Origin of the sequence: Variovorax gracilis (genome assembly GCF_030317115.1) — a bacterium.
In the GTDB taxonomy this organism is placed as follows: Bacteria; Pseudomonadota; Gammaproteobacteria; order Burkholderiales; family Burkholderiaceae_C; genus Variovorax; species Variovorax gracilis.
The window spans coordinates 207,792-225,179 of record NZ_JASZYF010000007.1 but is presented as its reverse complement, the minus strand read 5'-3'; the positions used below and the strand labels follow the sequence as shown (position 1 = coordinate 225,179).

Annotated in this window: 15 protein-coding genes; 6 read left to right on the top strand and 9 right to left on the bottom strand. The window is 62.9% G+C overall.

Features of this window, described 5'->3' with window-relative positions:
- The first annotated feature begins 2 nt into the window (after positions 1-2).
- From QTH97_RS16415 to QTH97_RS16405, 3 genes are all read left to right on the top strand, one after another.
- Complete coding sequence (locus tag QTH97_RS16415) at positions 3-1,016, top strand: YeiH family protein (protein WP_286569380.1); 1,014 nt, start codon at positions 3-5, stop codon at positions 1,014-1,016.
- A 31-nt stretch (positions 1,017-1,047) separates the two neighbouring features.
- Complete coding sequence (locus tag QTH97_RS16410) at positions 1,048-1,872, top strand: SDR family NAD(P)-dependent oxidoreductase (RefSeq protein ID WP_286569379.1); 825 nt, start codon at positions 1,048-1,050, stop codon at positions 1,870-1,872.
- Between the two features lie 404 nt (positions 1,873-2,276).
- Positions 2,277-2,654, top strand: a complete 378-nt coding sequence (locus tag QTH97_RS16405) for a response regulator transcription factor (protein ID WP_286569378.1) — start codon at positions 2,277-2,279, stop codon at positions 2,652-2,654.
- 440 nt (positions 2,655-3,094) lie between these two features.
- Here the strand turns inward: QTH97_RS16405 and QTH97_RS16400 are convergent, their stop codons facing one another.
- The 4 genes from QTH97_RS16400 to QTH97_RS16385 form a co-directional block, all read right to left on the bottom strand.
- Complete coding sequence (locus QTH97_RS16400; RefSeq protein WP_444813444.1) at positions 3,095-4,291, bottom strand: IS91 family transposase; 1,197 nt, start codon at positions 4,289-4,291, stop codon at positions 3,095-3,097.
- 9 nt (positions 4,292-4,300) lie between these two features.
- Positions 4,301-5,176 (bottom strand): tyrosine-type recombinase/integrase, encoded by an 876-nt coding sequence (locus QTH97_RS16395; RefSeq protein ID WP_286569377.1) that lies wholly within the window; start codon positions 5,174-5,176, stop codon positions 4,301-4,303.
- A 299-nt stretch (positions 5,177-5,475) separates the two neighbouring features.
- Entirely contained in the window at positions 5,476-5,841 is a 366-nt protein-coding gene (locus tag QTH97_RS16390) for a nuclear transport factor 2 family protein (RefSeq protein WP_286569376.1), read from the bottom strand.
- Between the two features lie 158 nt (positions 5,842-5,999).
- On the bottom strand, positions 6,000-8,687 hold the full coding sequence (locus tag QTH97_RS16385) for a UvrD-helicase domain-containing protein (RefSeq protein ID WP_286569375.1): 2,688 nt from the start codon (positions 8,685-8,687) through the stop codon (positions 6,000-6,002).
- 388 nt (positions 8,688-9,075) lie between these two features.
- Between QTH97_RS16385 and QTH97_RS16380 the strand changes: the two genes are divergently transcribed.
- The 3 genes from QTH97_RS16380 (at position 9,076) to QTH97_RS16370 (ending at position 12,355) form a co-directional block, all read left to right on the top strand.
- Complete coding sequence (locus QTH97_RS16380; protein ID WP_286569374.1) at positions 9,076-9,942, top strand: restriction endonuclease; 867 nt, start codon at positions 9,076-9,078, stop codon at positions 9,940-9,942.
- Entirely contained in the window at positions 9,939-10,703 is a 765-nt protein-coding gene (locus QTH97_RS16375; protein WP_286569373.1) for a PIN domain-containing protein, read from the top strand. The genes QTH97_RS16380 and QTH97_RS16375 overlap by 4 nt, the downstream gene beginning before the upstream one ends.
- 287 nt (positions 10,704-10,990) lie before the next feature.
- On the top strand, positions 10,991-12,355 hold the full coding sequence (locus QTH97_RS16370; protein ID WP_286569372.1) for an SNIPE associated domain-containing protein: 1,365 nt from the start codon (positions 10,991-10,993) through the stop codon (positions 12,353-12,355).
- 218 nt (positions 12,356-12,573) lie between these two features.
- On the opposite strand, the gene QTH97_RS16365 is transcribed toward QTH97_RS16370, so the two are convergent.
- From QTH97_RS16365 to QTH97_RS16345, 5 genes are all read right to left on the bottom strand, one after another.
- The gene (locus QTH97_RS16365) at positions 12,574-12,840 is read right to left on the bottom strand and encodes a hypothetical protein (protein ID WP_286569371.1); all 267 of its coding nucleotides are present in this window, start codon (positions 12,838-12,840) and stop codon (positions 12,574-12,576) included.
- 90 nt (positions 12,841-12,930) lie between these two features.
- A complete protein-coding gene (locus QTH97_RS16360; protein WP_286569369.1) occupies positions 12,931-14,013 on the bottom strand; it encodes a site-specific integrase in 1,083 nt (360 codons plus the stop codon).
- Between the two features lie 872 nt (positions 14,014-14,885).
- On the bottom strand, positions 14,886-15,374 hold the full coding sequence (locus QTH97_RS16355) for a hypothetical protein (RefSeq protein WP_286569368.1): 489 nt from the start codon (positions 15,372-15,374) through the stop codon (positions 14,886-14,888).
- 100 nt (positions 15,375-15,474) lie between these two features.
- A complete protein-coding gene (locus QTH97_RS16350) occupies positions 15,475-15,852 on the bottom strand; it encodes a hypothetical protein (protein WP_286569366.1) in 378 nt (125 codons plus the stop codon).
- 92 nt (positions 15,853-15,944) lie between these two features.
- A complete protein-coding gene (locus QTH97_RS16345; protein ID WP_286569365.1) occupies positions 15,945-16,649 on the bottom strand; it encodes a ParB N-terminal domain-containing protein in 705 nt (234 codons plus the stop codon).
- Positions 16,650-17,388 lie beyond the last annotated feature (739 nt).

Below are 17,388 nucleotides of genomic sequence, written 5' to 3'. Positions count from 1 at the left end.
CCATGACCACCACACTCACGATCGGCGCGGTCCCCGGCCGCGTGCGCTTGCTGTTTCCCGGCGTGCTGGCCTGTGGCGTGGTCGCTGCGGCATCAACCTTCCTGTCGCAGCACTACGGTGCGCCGGTGATGCTGTTCGCGCTACTGCTGGGCATTGCGATGAACTTCCTCTCCGGCGAGGGTGCCTGCAAGCCGGGCATCGAATTCGCGGGTCGGACGCTGCTGCGTATCGGCGTCGCGCTGCTCGGACTGCGGATCACCGTCGGCCAGGTCGCCGAGCTCGGATGGCAGCCCGTGGTGATCGTCGTTCTGGCAGTGGTACTGACGATCGGGGTGTCGATGCTGGCGGCGCGGCTCATGGGCTTCCAGACCGTGTTCGGCTTGCTCAGTGGCGGGGCCACCGCGATCTGCGGGGCCTCGGCGGCGATGGCGCTGGCAGCCGCGCTGCCGAACCATCCCTTGAAAGAGCGTGCGACGCTGTTCACTGTGGTCGGCGTGTCGGCGTTGTCGACGCTGGCGATGATCGTCTACCCGATGATCGCGCAGGCCGTCGGGCTGGATCCGCGTGCCGCCGGGATATTTCTCGGCGCGACGATCCACGACGTGGCCCAGGTGGTCGGCGCCGGCTACAGCATGTCGCAGCAGACGGGCGACGTGGCCACCCTGGTCAAGCTGATGCGCGTGGCCATGCTGGTGCCGGTAGTCGTATTTGCGGTCATGCTGTCGCGCCGCCAAGCCGGCGATACCGGTGGCAAGCGACCGCCACTGCTTCCAGGCTTCGTCATCGGCTTCGTGCTCCTGGTGGCGATCAACAGCACGGGCTGGCTGCCGACGCTCGTCGCTAAAGGCGGCAGCGATTTCTCGCGCTGGTGCCTGGTGGCGGCCATCGCGGGCATCGGCATGAAGACGCAATTGAAGGACCTGGTCGCCGTCGGGCTCAAGCCGGTGATGCTGATGGTTGGCGAGACGGTTTTCCTAGTCGTGCTGGCGCTGGCATTGATGCATTGGCTGGCCTGAGTCCGACACACTCAAACTCGAGGAATTGAGAATGAAGCTGAAAGGCAAAGTTGCACTGATCACAGGCGGCGCCCAGGGCTTGGGGAAGGCCATTGCGCTTGCCATGGCCAGGGAAGGCGCTGACATCGTTATTGCTGACATCAACGCCGAGACGCTGTCCGGCGCGCAGGCCGAGATCGAGGCGACCGGCGCTCGCTGCCTGCGCGTGCAGTTCGATGTCTCGTCGGTGGAGAGCGTCGCCAATCTCTTCAAGAACATCGTCGCGACCTTTGGCACGCTCGACATCCTGGTGAACAACGCCGCACTGGTGCAGTCAGGCGAGCGCAATGAGCTGATGCGCTCGAAGTTCTACCGGATGATGACGACTCCCGTGGCCAAGGAATCGCTGGGAGTGACCAAGGATTTCACCGACGAGGAGTGGCACAGGTATTGGGGCGTCAACGTGCATGGCGTTTTCTATTGCACCCGCGAGGCGTTGCGCATCATGGAGGCGAAGAAGGCCGGCAAGATCATCAACATCGCTTCGATTGCCGGCACCGGCGGATTCAGCGCCTTCCACCCGGCCTACTGCGCGACCAAGGGCGCGGTGCTTGCGTTCACGCGATCCGTCGCGATCGAAGTCGCCGGGGCCAACATCTTCGTTAATGCCATCGCTGCTGGCGGCATGCTGACACCGCCGATGGAGCATTTCCTGGCGACGCTGTCCGAGGAAGCCCGGGCCGGCGTGCATCAACTGATCCCGCTCGGACGCCTTGGCAAGCCGGAAGAGTACGCATCGCTGGCCGTCTACCTCGCGTCCGACGAGCACTATCTGGTCGGGCAGACGATCAGCCCGAACGGCGGAATGGTCGTGTGACCGAATGCAGTAGCGAAGTGGGCCGATTCAGAAATTCTTCGCATTCACCGGCTGCCTTGGGGTCGGCGGAAAGTAGCGCTCCCGAAAGGCGACGTTCGCGTACTTCTGCGTGTGGGCCGCATCCTGCCCTACCTCGAGTGGGGCTGCACGCGCTTCACGCCGCCGACATCTGGAGAGGGAGTTGGCAGGCATCTATTGCGTCCCAAAGCGGAAAAAGAACCGAGTTTAGAACGGACGCCTCCTCGGCCGCGGCCCTCTTGGACTTAATTGGAAGTCTATGTTAAGAGTGTTAACAAAATGATGTTCACTATGATAAAAAGCGGTCAATGTTGGAGCGGTTTTGCAGGGCGGAAGCCTAACGGCCGGGTGCTGCCTAGGGCCTTAACGAAAGGTGCACGGCCCGCATGAGCGAACCCACCGTATTCATCATTGACGATGACGAGGCTTGTCGCGATTCGATTCGCGAGTTGGTGGATTCCGTCGGGCTCGCAGCAAGGGTCTACGGTTCGGCGTTGGAGTTCCTGAATGCCTTGGACCCGACTTGGCGAGGCTGTCTGGTATTGGACCTGCACATGCCCGGGATGAATGGGCTCGCGCTGCAAAAGCGCCTGCGAGAGATGGGCGCAAACATACCCATAGTTTTCATCAGTGGCAGCGTAGAAATTTCGGCGGCCGTCCAAGCCATCAGAGACGGCGCCTCGGACTTTTTGCAGAAGCCCTACCCTGGGCTGCAATTGATGGATGCTATTAACAAAGCTTTGGGCGGGACCGGCACGCGATAGCTGGGGCGCAATGACCGCTTTCGAGAATCGAGCCGCGTCGCTGAACGGCGGCTTCTGGGCCGGTTGCCCCAGTTAAACAAGCTCACGCAGATGTCTGCAACGGTTTAGGGTTGTCCGATACCTGCTCGCGCGGCGTGACAGCGTTGAGCGCGCCAACGGCCTGAGGGCAGGTGTTGGACAAGCCTCCATGGAGGAAACCGCGGAATGCGCCACTGAGGCCTGAGAAGGCTACGAGGCTATGGGGATTCCGGCGGCGTGAATCGAGGTGGTACTGGGGGCGCGACTCAAGAATTCGACAGATGGCGTCATTGAGGCGCTGCGGATCGATGCCGGCACGTTGAGTCGCCCAGCGACGCGACCGGCGACAAGGCCGTCCGCCGGTGCGGGGGCAAGACCGCCCCGCATCCAGGCTCGGACGGAAGGCTGATGCAGATGTGTACTCATGGTGCCCAAGCCTGTTGAGGCGGCGCGCGTATGGGCTGAGCGCGAGCGAAGGTCTGCAAGACGATCATCGGCGCGCCGCAGTGTGGGCAGAAGAAGCTCGGTCGCGCCGATTCGACCTCGGCATCAGAGGCCGGCGTTCGGGCAACGGCATCGGCTTGCTGTAGCAGCAACTCGCGAATGCGTGTGAGGCTGGAGGTTCGGTTGCCGTTGGCCAGCAGCCCGTAGTGGCGGATGCGATGGAACCCACTCGGCAGGACGTGCAGAAGGAAGCGACGCATGAACTCGTCGGCATCGAGCGTCATCGTCTTGTGGCGAGTCCGGCCCTTGGCGCGGTAATCCTTCCAGCGGAATGTGACGCCTCGCTCGTCCATGGCTAGAAGTCGGCTGTTCGAGATGGCGACGCGGTGGGTGTAGCGCGACAGATAGACTAGCACCGCTTCGGGGCCAGCGAACGGGCGCTTGGCGTAGACGACCCATTCGCACTTGCGCAGTGGCGCGAGCCAGTCGGCGAACACCTTTGCGTCAGCGAGCGTTGTGTCCTCGCCGAAGAAATGCAGGCGGCCGGCGTCGTGAGCGTGCTCGAGCGCTTCAAGGAAGCGGCGCCGGAACAGCCGCGACAGCACGCGCACCGACAAGAAGAAGCCGGGCTTGCACGCGACCCAGTGCTCCCCGTCCGGCGACAGGCCACCGCCCGGCACGATGCCGTGCACATGGGGATGATGCGTCAGCGCCGATCCCCAAGTGTGTAGCACCAGGGTCGCACCGATGCTGGCACCCAAATGCTTCGGATCCGCCGCGATGGTCATCAAGGTCTCGGCGGCCACGTCGAACAGCAACGCGTAGATCTCTGCCTTGTTGTAGTACGCGATGGCGCTGATCGGCGCCGGCAAGGTGAAGACGACGTGGTAGTAGTCCACCGGCAGCAGATCGGCTTGACGCGCCTCGAGCCAGCGTTGCGCTGCGCTGGCCTGGCACTTCGGGCAGTGCCGGTTGCGGCAGGAGTTGTAGGCGATCTGGTCGAGCCCGCAGCCTTCGCAACGCAACACGTGGCCTCCCAGCGCCGCGCTGCGGCACTGTTCAATGGCCGACATCACCTTGAGCTGGCCCAGGCTCAGATGCCCACGCTGCGCCTTGCGCCAGCCGGGACCGTGGATGCGGAAGATGTCGGCGACTTCCAGGGCGCAATGCGCCACGGAGATGCTCTACGCGTGTTCAAGCCTCTCCAGCGGGCTGACCACTTCGTGCAGGATCTCGGTGGCCACGTGCGTGTAGACCGATGTCGTCTCCAGCTTCTTGTGGCCCAGCATCACCTGGATCACGCGGATGTCGACCTTCTGCTCCAGCAGGTGCGTGGCAAACGTGTGGCGCAGCGTGTGCATGGTCACACGCTTGTCGATCTTGGCCGCCTCGGCGGCGTCGTGAACGGCGCGGTTGAGTTGGCGTGCGGTCAGCGGGTCGACCGGGTTCATGCCCGGGAACAGCCAGCCGTTGGGCAGCATCTTGCCCTTCGCGTTGGCGTACCGCCACCAGTCGCGCAGCCGCTTGAGCAGCACCGGCGACAGCATGGCGTAGCGATCCTTGTGGCCCTTACCCTGATCGACGCGCAAGGTCATGCGTTGGCTGTCGATGTCGCCGACCTTCAGCGCAACGATCTCACTGACACGCAGTCCCGTGCCGTAGGCGATGGACAGTGCCGTCTGGTACTTCAAGTTGGCGGCCGCGGCGATCAGGCGTGCGACTTCATCGCGACTCAGAACCACCGGCATCTTCTGGGGCACATGCACGTAGCTCATCCTGGCCATCAGTTCGCCACGGTCGAGCGTGACGTCGAAGAAGAACTTCAAGCCGGTGATGGTTGCATTGAGTGTGATCGGCGAAACGCCTCGATCGACCATGTGCAACTGGAAACGCCGCAGATCCTCTGCGGTGGCCGTGTCGGGGGCGCGTTGAAGAAAGCCGGCGAGGTACCGAACCGCGCGAACGTAGGCAGCCTGGGTCTTGGGTCCGAGCTTGCGCATGCGCATATCGTCGAGCATGCGCTGACGCAGCGGAGAAACCGCTGGTGTCGAAGGGGTCATGATCGTGCTCCTGTCGAAGAACGAGGCCGATTGCCTCGCTCCTCAACATAGACAGGGGCGCAATGTTTGCCATTACAGCAGCCTCAGCGGCGGGCTACCGCGCGAGCGGTTTAGTCCAAGGGCACTGAGCGGTCGCGATCGGGCGTTCCGCTGAAGGTCGGCTATCGCACTGCAGAACGGGCTTCGGCGATCCTGCAAGTCGGCTGAAAGAAAACATTCGCCGACAGGTCGGCCTAATGCCTTGGGCGGAACTCGCGCCCCGCGATGAACAGTATGAACAGCCCCATGGGACTTTGATGCTACTCGGGAGACGAGTAGTGCACGTACGACTCGCGGACCACGCCGTCCTTGTCGAAGAACAGCACCTCGACAACATGTGTACCCGTGATGCCCTTGTAGTGGATCGCGATGCTGTCGACGCCGCGCAGCACGTCAAGCACGGTGAACTTGATGTGGTCGAAGACCTCGAAGCCCTTCTTCACGTAGGCGCGCAGCGCGGCCTTGCCTTGCACGGTGCCGCTGGGGTCGTGGCTCAGCCGCGCAACCAATGGGGAGTGGAAGATCACGTCGTTGGCGTAGAAGCCCAGAACGCGTTCGAGGTCCTTCGACTCGAACGCGTCGACCCAGCGCTTCACGTAGTCGGCCGTCTTTTCCATCGTCAGCATCAGCGTCTCCTCTGAGGCAGGTTACGGCGGCCCGATCTGGGCCGAGCCTCGATTCAGTATGCCACGCGCCCGCCTTTGAGAGCTCACAAAGGCGAGGTGGTGGAAACCTGACCAGCCAATCACAAGACGAATTCTGCTGCTCGCCAGATCGCGCCGAATCATCCGGAAAGCCGGCGGGCATCGCGCGTGTAGCTACAACGCGGGAAAGTGCTGCAACCCATGAACGGCCCGTACTTCGACTTCTTGAGCCTGAGGAATCCGTTGCCGCACTTCGGGCAGAGCTCGGAATCAGCTTCAGAGCCATCGGCGTTGAGAATGCGCAGGCCCTGACCCTTAAGCAGTTCGGTGACGAAGGCCGACTCCATGTGGCGAACGGTGATGAGCGTTGCCGTTGAGCGAGCGCGGGTGAGGGCGACGTAGAAGAGTCGCCGTTCCTCCGCGTACTCAAATCCATCGCCGGTCGGCATCGCCAATTGCAGCACAGGGTCATCTGCGACCTTGCTGGGGAACCCCAGCGTCTCCGACGTGACCCGCGGAATGATGACGTGATCGGCCTCAAGTCCTTTGGATGAATGGACGGTGAGGAAAGACGGTTCTACCCAACGGCGATCGTACGAGTCCGGCATGTAGACCTGGTCCTTTCGGTACCTGCCTAGGAGAAGAACTTTGACTTTGCTTCCGCTTGCAGCCGACTCCTTCGAGATCTCTTGGAGACGTCGCTCGATAGCCCCGCGGATGAATCGTTCATCTTCTACGCGGATGATGCGCACTGGCTCCGTGATGTCGGGAATGGGCGAGCGCACTTCCTTGGCGATCTGACGCGGGTTCTTCAGCACGAACTTGCTGCTGATGCCGCACAGGGAAGGAGGGCAGCGGAAGGTCGTCTCCAGCTTCAGTGTGACGCCTTTGCCAAAGAGAGATTCGAACTCGGTCATCACCCCGAGGTCGGCCCCCGCGAAGCGGTTGATTGCCTGCCAGTCGTCCCCGACCGCGAAGAGGTACTTATCTTCGCCGTGGACCAACGCGGCTGCCATTCGGGCGCGTGCTCGGCTTGCATCCTGGAACTCGTCCACCATGACCAACTCATAGGGGCTGGTCCATTGGCCCGACTCCACGCAATCGGTGGCCATGTTGAGCATGTCTTCGAAGTCGATGCACCCGCCTGAGCGAAGCTTGTCCGTCCAGGCACCCAGAATCTTCTCAAACAGGCGCAGGAACATTCCGTGGCGGAATTGAAAGTCGCCGGCGATCCGTTGCTGCAGCCGTTCGCGCAGGTCCTGCATCGACAACCTGCTGCTCTTCACATGTGTGAGGAAGGTTCTGAAGGTGACCGCGAGGCGCGGATTCTCGACGGGCTGGCGGCCGGGCACTGCCCGATCGGGGTTCGGGTCTAAGTTGACGCCCAGCTTGGGGAGTTCACGGCTCAGATACTCAAACGCCTCACCTGACCAGAGCTGCGCCATGGTGGTTTCCAGCAGGATCGTCCCATGCTGCTGATGCAGGGCACGCTTCCAGGCCATGCTCTCCCTGTAGCTCGCGAACGCTTTCGGGGGGTCGCCGTTTTCGTCCAAGGCCCAGTGTTCCAGGTAGGCCTTGGCGTCCGGCAAGTAGAAGTCCGGCCGGTACTGTCGGTAGTTCGCATCGGCCGTGTCGTGTTCGTAGTCGCCCTCATAGACGTATCGAATTCCGTTGTAGAAGAGCCAGTTGGCCAGCACCACTTCGCCCTGGCTTCTCACGACTTCCCCATTGAGCGTCCAGAAGCCATCGCGACGCGACTCGCTGCTCCAAGCGTTGGGGTTCTCCTCTTCCTTGCCAAACTTGGGGAGGTCCTGCCAAAGCACGATGCGATACAGATCCCACTGGACTCGGAACTCGGGATCGCGGTCCTTCAGGTCGTCAATCAGACCGACCAGGGTCGCCAGATCCTCGCCGCTTTCCAGCCAGGGTGCGAGGGATGGCTTTCGTCCGGCCGCCGCGCCGATGACATCCAGGCCGAAGGCGTGGAAGGTCTTCGCGACAACTAGATCAGCGGGTAGGCCCAAGGGTCCCAGCCTTGCACGGACGCGCTCGCGCAGTTCCGCTGCCGCGTCCGTGTTGAAGGCAAGAAGCAGTATGCGCTCGGGAGAAAAATACCCGTGTCGAAGCGCGTAGCCGGCTTTGGCGACCATGGTGGAGGTCTTTCCCGAACCGGCGGAGGCCACCAGGAGCATGCGGTTGTCGAAGCACATCACCGCTTTGCGCTGCTCCGCGGTCAGTGGCGATTTCTCCACCCGATCAAAGAACGATCGATCCATCTCGGCCACCTGGGCCGCGTGCCGCTCGTTCACTTCCGTGACGAATTCTTCGAAGCGACGCTGCCACGTCCGCACTGCGTCCTGAACTGATTGCGGCTGGCGGCTCAGGTGATGCCGGCCTGCTGTGGAGTCTGCGATCGAGGTCGGGAACGAAGGCTTCGACGCCTCCAATCGCTGCGCAAACTCGCGGCCGAGCCAACCGCGTCGAGCAATCTGCCGCTTGAAGGCTTCGAGGGTCGTTCCCACCCAACCGACGATCTGGTCGCATTGGCGCTTGGCCGCAAGGGCTTCGCCGATCGCGCGCTTGCACTGCTTGGCGTCATGGTTGGAGATTCCGTCGAGTGCCAGCTTGTCGGCATCGCCCAACGGAATGATCAGCGTGCCCCAGATCAGGCCCGGTTTGACGGAAAGCCGTTCTAACTGGCCGATGTCGAAATGGGTCGTCTCACCCCGAATCGTGAGGCGAAGGCGCTCGCCGTCCAGCTCGAGCGTCCAGTCAGGTGCGCGAGTGAGCAACTTGCCCAGCGTTGACGGTTTCCAGGTAGTCGTCATTGGCTATGAACGCATTACCTAAAAGGAGAGATCGGTCCTCCCTCGGGGGGACGCTGGCGTACAACTCCTTGCGGAAGTGCGCCGCGTTGCCTTGGATTGCGCAAGGCTCGCGCGGGCACGATCGCAGTGTAGACGTTGCTCTCCATGGCCGCGAGGCAGTCGACCCGATGACGCCTCCCGGTCGGCAGTCCTAGTTCGCCACCAGTGGCGCCAGGGATGGAACTCGCACTGGATTTTCCGCCCCCATGGGTCGCTACTTCACGAGGGGATCTGCAATCACGTGGCATGCAGCCCACAGCGGAGTGTGAAGTATTGCCCACTCGAACTTCAACGCCGCGTGATCGCTAGCGCCTCGCGGTGAGAATTGGCCCAAACAACGGAATCGTCGATGGCCCGCCGCAAGAAGTCCAGCCCCGCAGAAGACCTGATTGATCTGGTTGCACGACTGCCTTGGTATGTAGGTGTCGTCCTGGCTGTTGTTGGCTACGTCTTGCTTCATAGGATCGCAGCGGCGCCATTGGTGGCGTTCAAGCCGGGCGACTTAAGCGGTGCCATGGTCGGGGGCGTCGGGCGCGGGCTCGCTTCTGTTGGCCAGTACATCCTGCCGCTTATTTGTCTGGCTGGCGCCGCGGCCTCTGCCTGGCGACGCCGCATGCGCAGGTCGTTGGTGACCAGCGCCACGCGTTCCGACGCCCCTAGCGTCCTGGACGGCATGAGTTGGCGCGAATTCGAGATGCTGGTGGGCGAGGGCTTTCGAGTCCAGGGCTATGCCGTCGAAGAGAACGACACGCCGGGCCCAGACGGCGGTGTCGATCTGGTGCTTCGCAAGAGCGGGGAGCGCTACCTCGTGCAGTGCAAGCAATGGCGGGCCTTCAAGGTCGGCGTGCCCGTGGTGCGGGAGCTGTATGGCGCGATGGCGGCCATGGGCGCGGCGGGTGGGTTTGTCGTCACCTCCGGCCAGTTCACCGCCGAGGCACAAGAGTTCGCCAGCGGACGCAACGTCCGGCTGATCGATGGGGCGAAGCTGCACCAGCTACTCAAGCAGGCCAAGGCTGCCACGAGCGCAGCACAGACCAAGCCTGACAGGGAAGCAGGACGCTCCTCTGGGTCAGGCACCGGTTCGGCGAACGTATCTGCGCCGAGCTGTCCCAGGTGTGCGCAGGCGATGGTGCGACGGACGGCTAAGAAGGGTGCCAATGCTGGCCAACAGTTCTGGGGCTGCTCGGACTACCCGCGCTGCCGCGGCACGGCGTGACCACGTCGACCAGCGTCCACTTGCTGGTGGATCTGGAAAATGTCCAACCCTCTCCAGGCGATGTGGAGGCGTGGCTGGGAGATGCAGGGCAGGCATGGGTCTTCTACGGCCCAAACCAGCTCAAACGCAAGGCGGACTTCGAGCTCAACAGCCCGCGGTCGACCCTCATTCCGATCTCGCGAACCGGCGCGAACTCGTTGGATTTCCATTTGGTGTTCTACCTTGGCTACCTTGCCGCCAAGCAGCCTCAGGGTCGATTCGTGGTGTTGGCCAAGGACACCGGGTACGACCCGCCAATTGCCCATGCACGAACGCTGGCGTTCTCCGTGAAGCGCATGAGGGCGCTGCCCGCAGTGGCGACCAAGACCGCCGCGCCTTCCAAGCCTTCTTCGTCCAGCACGGTCAAGCAGAGCAAGCGCGCGGCAGTCGCCAAGAAGGAGGCCGCAAGCGGCGCGAAGCCGGCAAAGCGGAAGGCTCCGACTGCAGATTCGAAGGCGTCACCGCAAGCAAGGCCACTTGCCAAGAAGAGGCCCGTCCAAAAGCCGCTGATCGAGATGTATCGTGATCTTGTCAAGGACCTTGGCGCTCCCAATCGCCCCAAGAGTCTGCCGGCCCTGGAGCGTCACATCCAGACCAAGTTCGGCCTGGCACCGGTTCCGCAAAAGGTCCAACAGATGGTTGATCGCTTGCTCACCAGCGATGTGATCCACCTGGCCAACGACAAGCTGGGATATGGCCCGCCAATGGCTGAGACTCGCTAAGGGGCGCCCGTGCGTCCTGCGTGTGGCCCCGAGGGACGGGTATAGATCCGCCGGAGTCGAAACCCCCACGAAAGGCGGCGCGCCAGCATGAGGCCGAACGACGAGGTGGGCCAGCCCGCTTCGCTGCCCTGTAGTCACGCGAGACCTCTTGGCTCGACCCGCATCTTTCGGCCCAGTTCGTGAACCATTCACGCAATGCCGGGATCGCGTCGACCTCGTGGACCGTGGAGGCCCGGTACCCGCCCCAAATATCTCGACCATCGAGGCTTCGTCAATTTGCAGAGCACATGAACAACAACGACCAGACCAACTTCCAGGCCGTCAAAGTCCCCCTTTTCGGCGCTCGCCGCATGGCGGCCGAGCAGTCCATCAAGATCCAGGAATTGCGTCATGAATTGCGCGAAGCGACGGACCGTCTCGAACGGCTCGGCGCCTTCTCGTTCCTAGAGTTGGAAGAGCGGGCCAAGGAAATTGAGAACGAAATGCTTCGCCAGAAGCACGCCCTGGCGCGCGAGCGCGAGGAAGCCAAGGAGGCGATCAGCCTCTTGCTGCGTAGACAGGAAGAACTACGCCAAGCGATCGTGGTTACGGAAGATGTCGTGATGCTCCAAGAGGTAGGCATCTACGAGTATCGCCATCCGCTGACCGATGCTGTGTCGTTTCGCCTCGCTCTGGACGTCGTGCAGGCGACGATCAAGGAGATGGCCAAGAAGGATGGCGGCGCTATCCAAGCAACCACCAATTGGACGGTCAACGGCTCCACCACCGAGGGCAAGGCGATGGTGCGCGACTTTTCCAAGCTTATGCTGCGCGCCTTCAATGCCGAGGCAGACAACCTCGTCCGCTCGCTCAAGCCGTACAAGCTCGATGCCGCCGTGGAACGACTGCGCAAGGTGGCCTCGACCATCGAGCGCCTCGGTCGCAGCATGGACATCCAGGTTTCAGCGCAATACCTGCGCGCCCGCATCGACGAGTTGTCCTTGACCGCCGACTTTCTGCAAAAGCAGGCCGAAGAGAAGGAGGCCGATCGCGCCGAGCGCGAGCGGCTCAAGGAGGAGCGAAAGGCTCAGCAGGAGTTGGAGCGCGAACGCGAACGCCTTGAGAAGGAGCGCACACACTACGCCAACGCGCTTGCGGCGCTTGAAGCAAAGGGGGATCTGGAGGCGGTTGCACGCATGCGCGATCAACTCGCCGACGTGGATCGGGCACTGGCGGATGTCGACTATCGAGCCGCCAATATCCGTGCCGGCTATGTCTACGTGATCTCCAACATCGGCTCATTTGGCGAGACGATGGTCAAGGTCGGTATGACTCGCCGACTCGATCCAAGGGATCGCATCCGCGAACTGAGCGACGCGTCGGTGCCGTTCAATTTCGACGTGCACGCGCTCTTCTTCTCCAAGGATGCCGTGGGCATCGAGGGCCAGATGCATGCGCGTCTGAGCGAGCGGCGGGTCAACGCCGTCAACCGCCGACGCGAGTTCTTCCGCGCAACGCCGCTGGAGGCCAAGATGCATCTGAGCGCGCTCGCTGGCGAACTGCTGGAATTCGAGGACATCCCTGAAGCCATGGAATATCGCCAAAGCCTATCCCAAGTATCTGCACCCAACGTCCCTGCAACTTCGCAATCCGCCAGCCTCGCCACGCAGTGATCGCATGGGGATGACCCGGGCCACTTGCGTGCAGGCGTTGGCTCGGCGGTGAGAGACCGTCGCCATCAGTGGCTGGCACCGTCTTTGGTACTGCTTCACACAGGCCGGCATGGAGGCGGGCGGTCGGTCGCGGGGCATGGGGCCTCCGGTCTGGCTCGCTGGTGGGCCATCCGGGGTGGCCAGCCGCAGAAGGCTGGAGCGCTGTGTGCTTCGGCTCGCTACCGGCCGTCGGTCATGTCGTCATGCACGGGTAGCAGGAGCAGCATCTGCTCGCGCTGAACGGGTTTCAAGCGCCTGGGTGGACGAGCGCGGGGCTTTGGCAGCGCGCCGAGTTCCTGCAGGCCGCGGCGTTGCAACTCGACGCCCAGCACGGCGAGGAGTTCGGCCTCGCTCAGTTTCATCAGCGATCTGCCCGCGCGCTGGGCGGCCTGGCTCAGGGGCGGCAGGAAAGTATCCAAATCGTTGCAGCGGTCGTCGTCGGCCATGTTCCGATGATGCCGCGTCGGCGGCGCGTTTCAACGGTCCACGCCACCAACGGATGGTCGAAGCCCACAAAGTGCTCAGCCAGGCGCGTTTCATCCGGGACCATCAAGCATCCTGGCTGTCTCGCTGCTCAGCAGGTCGCCGACTCGGTAATACCCCATGAAGGCTTCCCAATTTTTGTGCCCCGTCATCTTCATTGCATCGCCTGCGGGGACCTGTTGACGCCCCGCCTCCGTGACGAATCCGGAGCGTAGGGAATGCGCCGAGTAGTGCCCAGGGAGGCCGGCACGCGTTGCTCGGTTCATGACGATCGTGCGCACAGCGCGAGGCGCCAGAGGCTCTGCAAGGATCCGCCCGCCCTTGATGACGCGCCGAAAGATGGGACCCGACCGCACTCCGCTCAGGTCCAGCCAAGCTCGCAGTGCCGCAGCAGCGCGACCAGCGATCGGCTTCTGCATCGAGTCAGTTGCACGTCCTTCCTGATTGGTCTTCGAGTGTCCTAACACGTAGACATAACCGCGATCCCCGTGGTCCTGCAAATTTTCCATCGTGGCTTCCGCGACCTCGGATCGCCGACGACCTCCGCTTGACCACGCAAACAGCAGAAGTGCGCGATCACGGATCCCGATAGGGGGCGTGTCGCATGTCGCGAGCACTTCTTCCAGCAGGTCGCGCGTGAGCGCCTTCTGTTGATGTGGCCGAACTTGACGTCGTGCGTAGCTCGTCCGTACCTTGCGAAGCAGTTGCCGCACGCTCGGATACGCGCAAGGATTGTCTAGGCCCCTGAGCTGATGAACCTTGGAGAGCACCGAAATGCGGTGAGCGAGGGTTCCTAGTGCTATCGCCCCGACCTTCCCCTTGAAGTGCGTAGCCACCAGCAGCCGATCGATCTCCTCGGGCAGATCATGAACAAGTCGCGCGGGACGCCCCGAGGCCGCCGGGCCATCGTCACTGTCCGCCAGGCGCTCGGCATGGTCCACGATGAACTGCAAGACCACGGGGACGCTCACCGGCAGCGCGAGCGGCTGCCCGTAGCGTGCGGCAAACCAGGCTGACCAGTAGCGCGTGGCGGTGCCGTACGACGCCACCGTGTTGGGCGACTGCCCCTGCAGAAGAAACTGGCCCACCGCCGCCTGCGTCAGACCGGAGACGGCTTGCGGGTCCAGCAGGGGCACTGCGAGCGGCCGCAACTCCGCCAACGCTTGGGCTTCCCTGCCTTGCCTTGCAGAACGGGATTCGGTCGGAGGAGGGCGCTCATTTGCCACCGCCGGCAGGTCAGGCTGGCTGGCCGGATCTGGTCGGGGCGCCTGCGCCGCTGATCGCCGGACGACGCCCGGCCTGGAAGAGGAGAACGGTCTGCGTGCCGCCATGCATGCACTCCTGGAGGACAGCCTTCAAGTGGACGCCCGCAGGGTGACCAGGTCAAGGTCGTGGCCGTCCGATTCCTCCTGGTGAGCACTCGCAGGTTGGCCACCACTCAGCATGTTTATGGGCCCCGAATCCGCTCGGCTTGCGGCCCTGCGACCGTAGGTGCGCCTAGGCTGTAGGTTGCTTGTTCGGCGCGAACCCGGGGCACGTTTTCCTGAGGTTCGTGAGCGACAGCGCGCCGGAGAGGTCGAGATGACAACCCGTCGGGACTACGCCGATCTTTGGCCTCATGCGGCGACACACCCTGACGCTGGTCCTGCCAGACGAGATGCGCGAGTACATCGACGCGCGCGTGGTGTCCGGGAACTACGGGCGAAGAGCCAGTTCTTGCGGCCCATCTGCCAGGGCTCGATCTGCTCGCTCCAGGCTCGGTCGTCATGTCTTGTCATTTGCCCGCGCTCGCCACGCGCATCCCGGCCCCCCCCAACGTGACACGTTCAGTCGGCCGTCGTCCGTGAGCACCCTTCAAAATGATCCTCGTCGAACACTTGCTTTGCCACCGCGTAGGGCGGGCCGGAGTACCAACTCGGCAAAGCGAAACGCAGAACCGTCTTCGCCGAGGCAGCCAATCGGTACGAGGCACTTTTCGGGATGCTTCGTCCGCGTGAAAATCAAGACCTCAAAGGGCGCGCGCCGACTTCCGAGCCAACCTTCCAGCGTGTGCGTAGAGCCCTTTTTTCGAACGAGAAGGGATTGATCTCCCGACATGCAAGTCTGGGATCCGGATTGGATTCTTCGCGGGCGCAAATTGGGCGTCGGTCGGCCTCAGGAAGCGCCTGGCGGTGCAGACCGCATGCGCGGTTAGCCGGGCGCGCCACAGATCGACCTCGTCGCGCATGTCCAACGCCGGATCGCACAAGAAGCACCATTGGTAGACGGCGCGGGTGAACCTTCGGTCGTCGCTTGTGGGGGCGATCTCGGTGTAGAGGAGGTTTGGGTGACGCAGGCTTTCAGGCGCAATGATCGTCGTGGGCACAAAGAACGGCCCACGGTCAGGAGGCAGGCACCTGATGGCGAGCGGCGTGTTCTTCGGGCTGCACGCGACGGGGCTGCACCAAGTCCAGTCGCGCTCTGTCTCTGCGAAATCGCCGTAGTAGACATTGGACATGGACGGCTCCTATCGGACGTTGGCGGCGTTGCCATCTTCATTCAACCATTCAGCTGGAATCGAGCACCTCGCCGCCCTGATGCCCCGGGCAACGATGATTTCAAAGGGCTCGTGCACACTGGCGAGCCAAGCCCGAGACATCGCTTTCTCGCCCGGTCACTTGCACCCACAGGCTCCTGCCGAGATACGGGTTCTCGTCCGCGACCGGGGCTGAAGCGGGCGCGAAAACGAGGGACGCCGGCGCCAAAAATCGCCTCGCCGTGGCCGCTTCGTAGGCGAGCGCTTGTTCTGCCAACGACACTTCTGCTGCGCCGACCATCTGCCATTCGTAGACGGCCTCCGCCAGGTCGGTGTCGCCCTGCGCGGGCCTGACTTCGCTGTACGGTACAGGTCGTGAGCGCAGGCTGTGCGGTGCCGCAATGGATGTGGGCAAGTACCGCGGCCCTTCGTCCGTCATGCACAGGATGCTGATCGGCATCGTCCTGGGACTTTTCCTGCCAGGGACACACCAGACCCAGTAGTTCTTTGAGCCGGCGACAGCCCCTCTGAGCGAACGCACCGTGGCCATCGTCATTCCTTCGATCTGTTGAAGCGAGCAGGAGTTGGAACGAGGGCAGCCATGACTTGATGGGCGGGAAGCCCACGGCCCTCCAGCGCAGCGGCGCGCGCCAAGAGCGCCGGCAGGTCATGCTCTTGGGCGCAGCGTAGCTTGGCTGCCCATCGAAGTTGCAAATCGAGCGGTGAGGCGAATGCGCGGACCACTTCAGGTGGCAATTGCGCCAGGTCCAGGTACTGTAATACCACCGCGTGGTCGTCGCCCATGGCCGCGGCGAGCCGCCTTGCAGTGGGGAAGACCGTGCCCACAGCCCGCGCATACATCTGGCCCATTTCGTAGGGACTGGGACCGCTGCGGCACCGGTTCTCTCGGACGTACTCGATCAACATGTCCCCGTACCAAACATCCGCGACGATGGCCAGCACGCCGATCCCGAGTTCCAGACACGCGCGGCATCGAAGGTACCCGTAGACGATCTCGTACACAGGCCTGCGGTCGCCTTCCGGCCGGAGTGCAGTCGGCGATTCAGGGGGCGGGGCCTGTAGGAGCCTGACCTTGATTGGAACGATGTTCCTGCCCGTGGAACAGATGCTTTTTTTGAGATTGTCGAACTCGCTCGTTGTGAACGCGCGAGGGTCTCTGTCCGTCCATGGGGACGAGACGATGTTCGTGGGGTTCAGGAGGCGCAGGCCGGGACCCTCCAGGTCGGCGCCGGTCATGGTCTTGCCGCTCCGATGAAAACGTATCCGCAGGTGCCTCGGTGCGCGCTAACGGCCGCTTCGGATCGTGGGGCCGTGAAGCCGATGGAACGCCGAGCCGTCGCCCATCGCCAGCCCCGATGGTCGACCGCGCTGCCCTGGAGTAACGCTGCCCCCTTCGACGGCTGCGTGAGGAACGCAACGCTTGACAGTTCACCCCTGCGGCGACGCGACATGGTCAATCCCCCGACGTTGGCTGAAGGCAGCGCCCAAGCCGATGCCTGGACTTCGATTAATGCAAAAGTATGCATAGTCGCCCAGCGCATGTCAATGCAACCCGTTGATTTCAATTGATTTATTGAAAATAGCAACATCGCCAATTAATGTCTTTTTGACATTAATTCAGGGTGAAGTGTGGCTTGCCCCTTTCGTGCGGTGTCGCTGTCCGAAGGAGGTACATGCGGTGGGTTCGGCCCGGCGAGTCTGGCGTCTGTTGGACGGTTTCAAGGTCCGCGCTTCGCTTCGCCCAACGGCGCCCAAAAGGCGGAGCGAACCCCCCGGAGAAGGACAAGGAGGGCAGGGCAAAGCACGCAGCAGCAGGGTGCCGGAGCACAGCCTGCACCCGTGGCCGCGCATGGCGGGTCGGGGTGGTCCGCATGGCTCGTCGGGGGTGGCGCTCGCCTCAGGCGCTGCGGTAAAATCAGCCTGTACACAGCTCGGTCGGCGAGTGCTTGACACAGACCTTCTCGGACATGGGCCA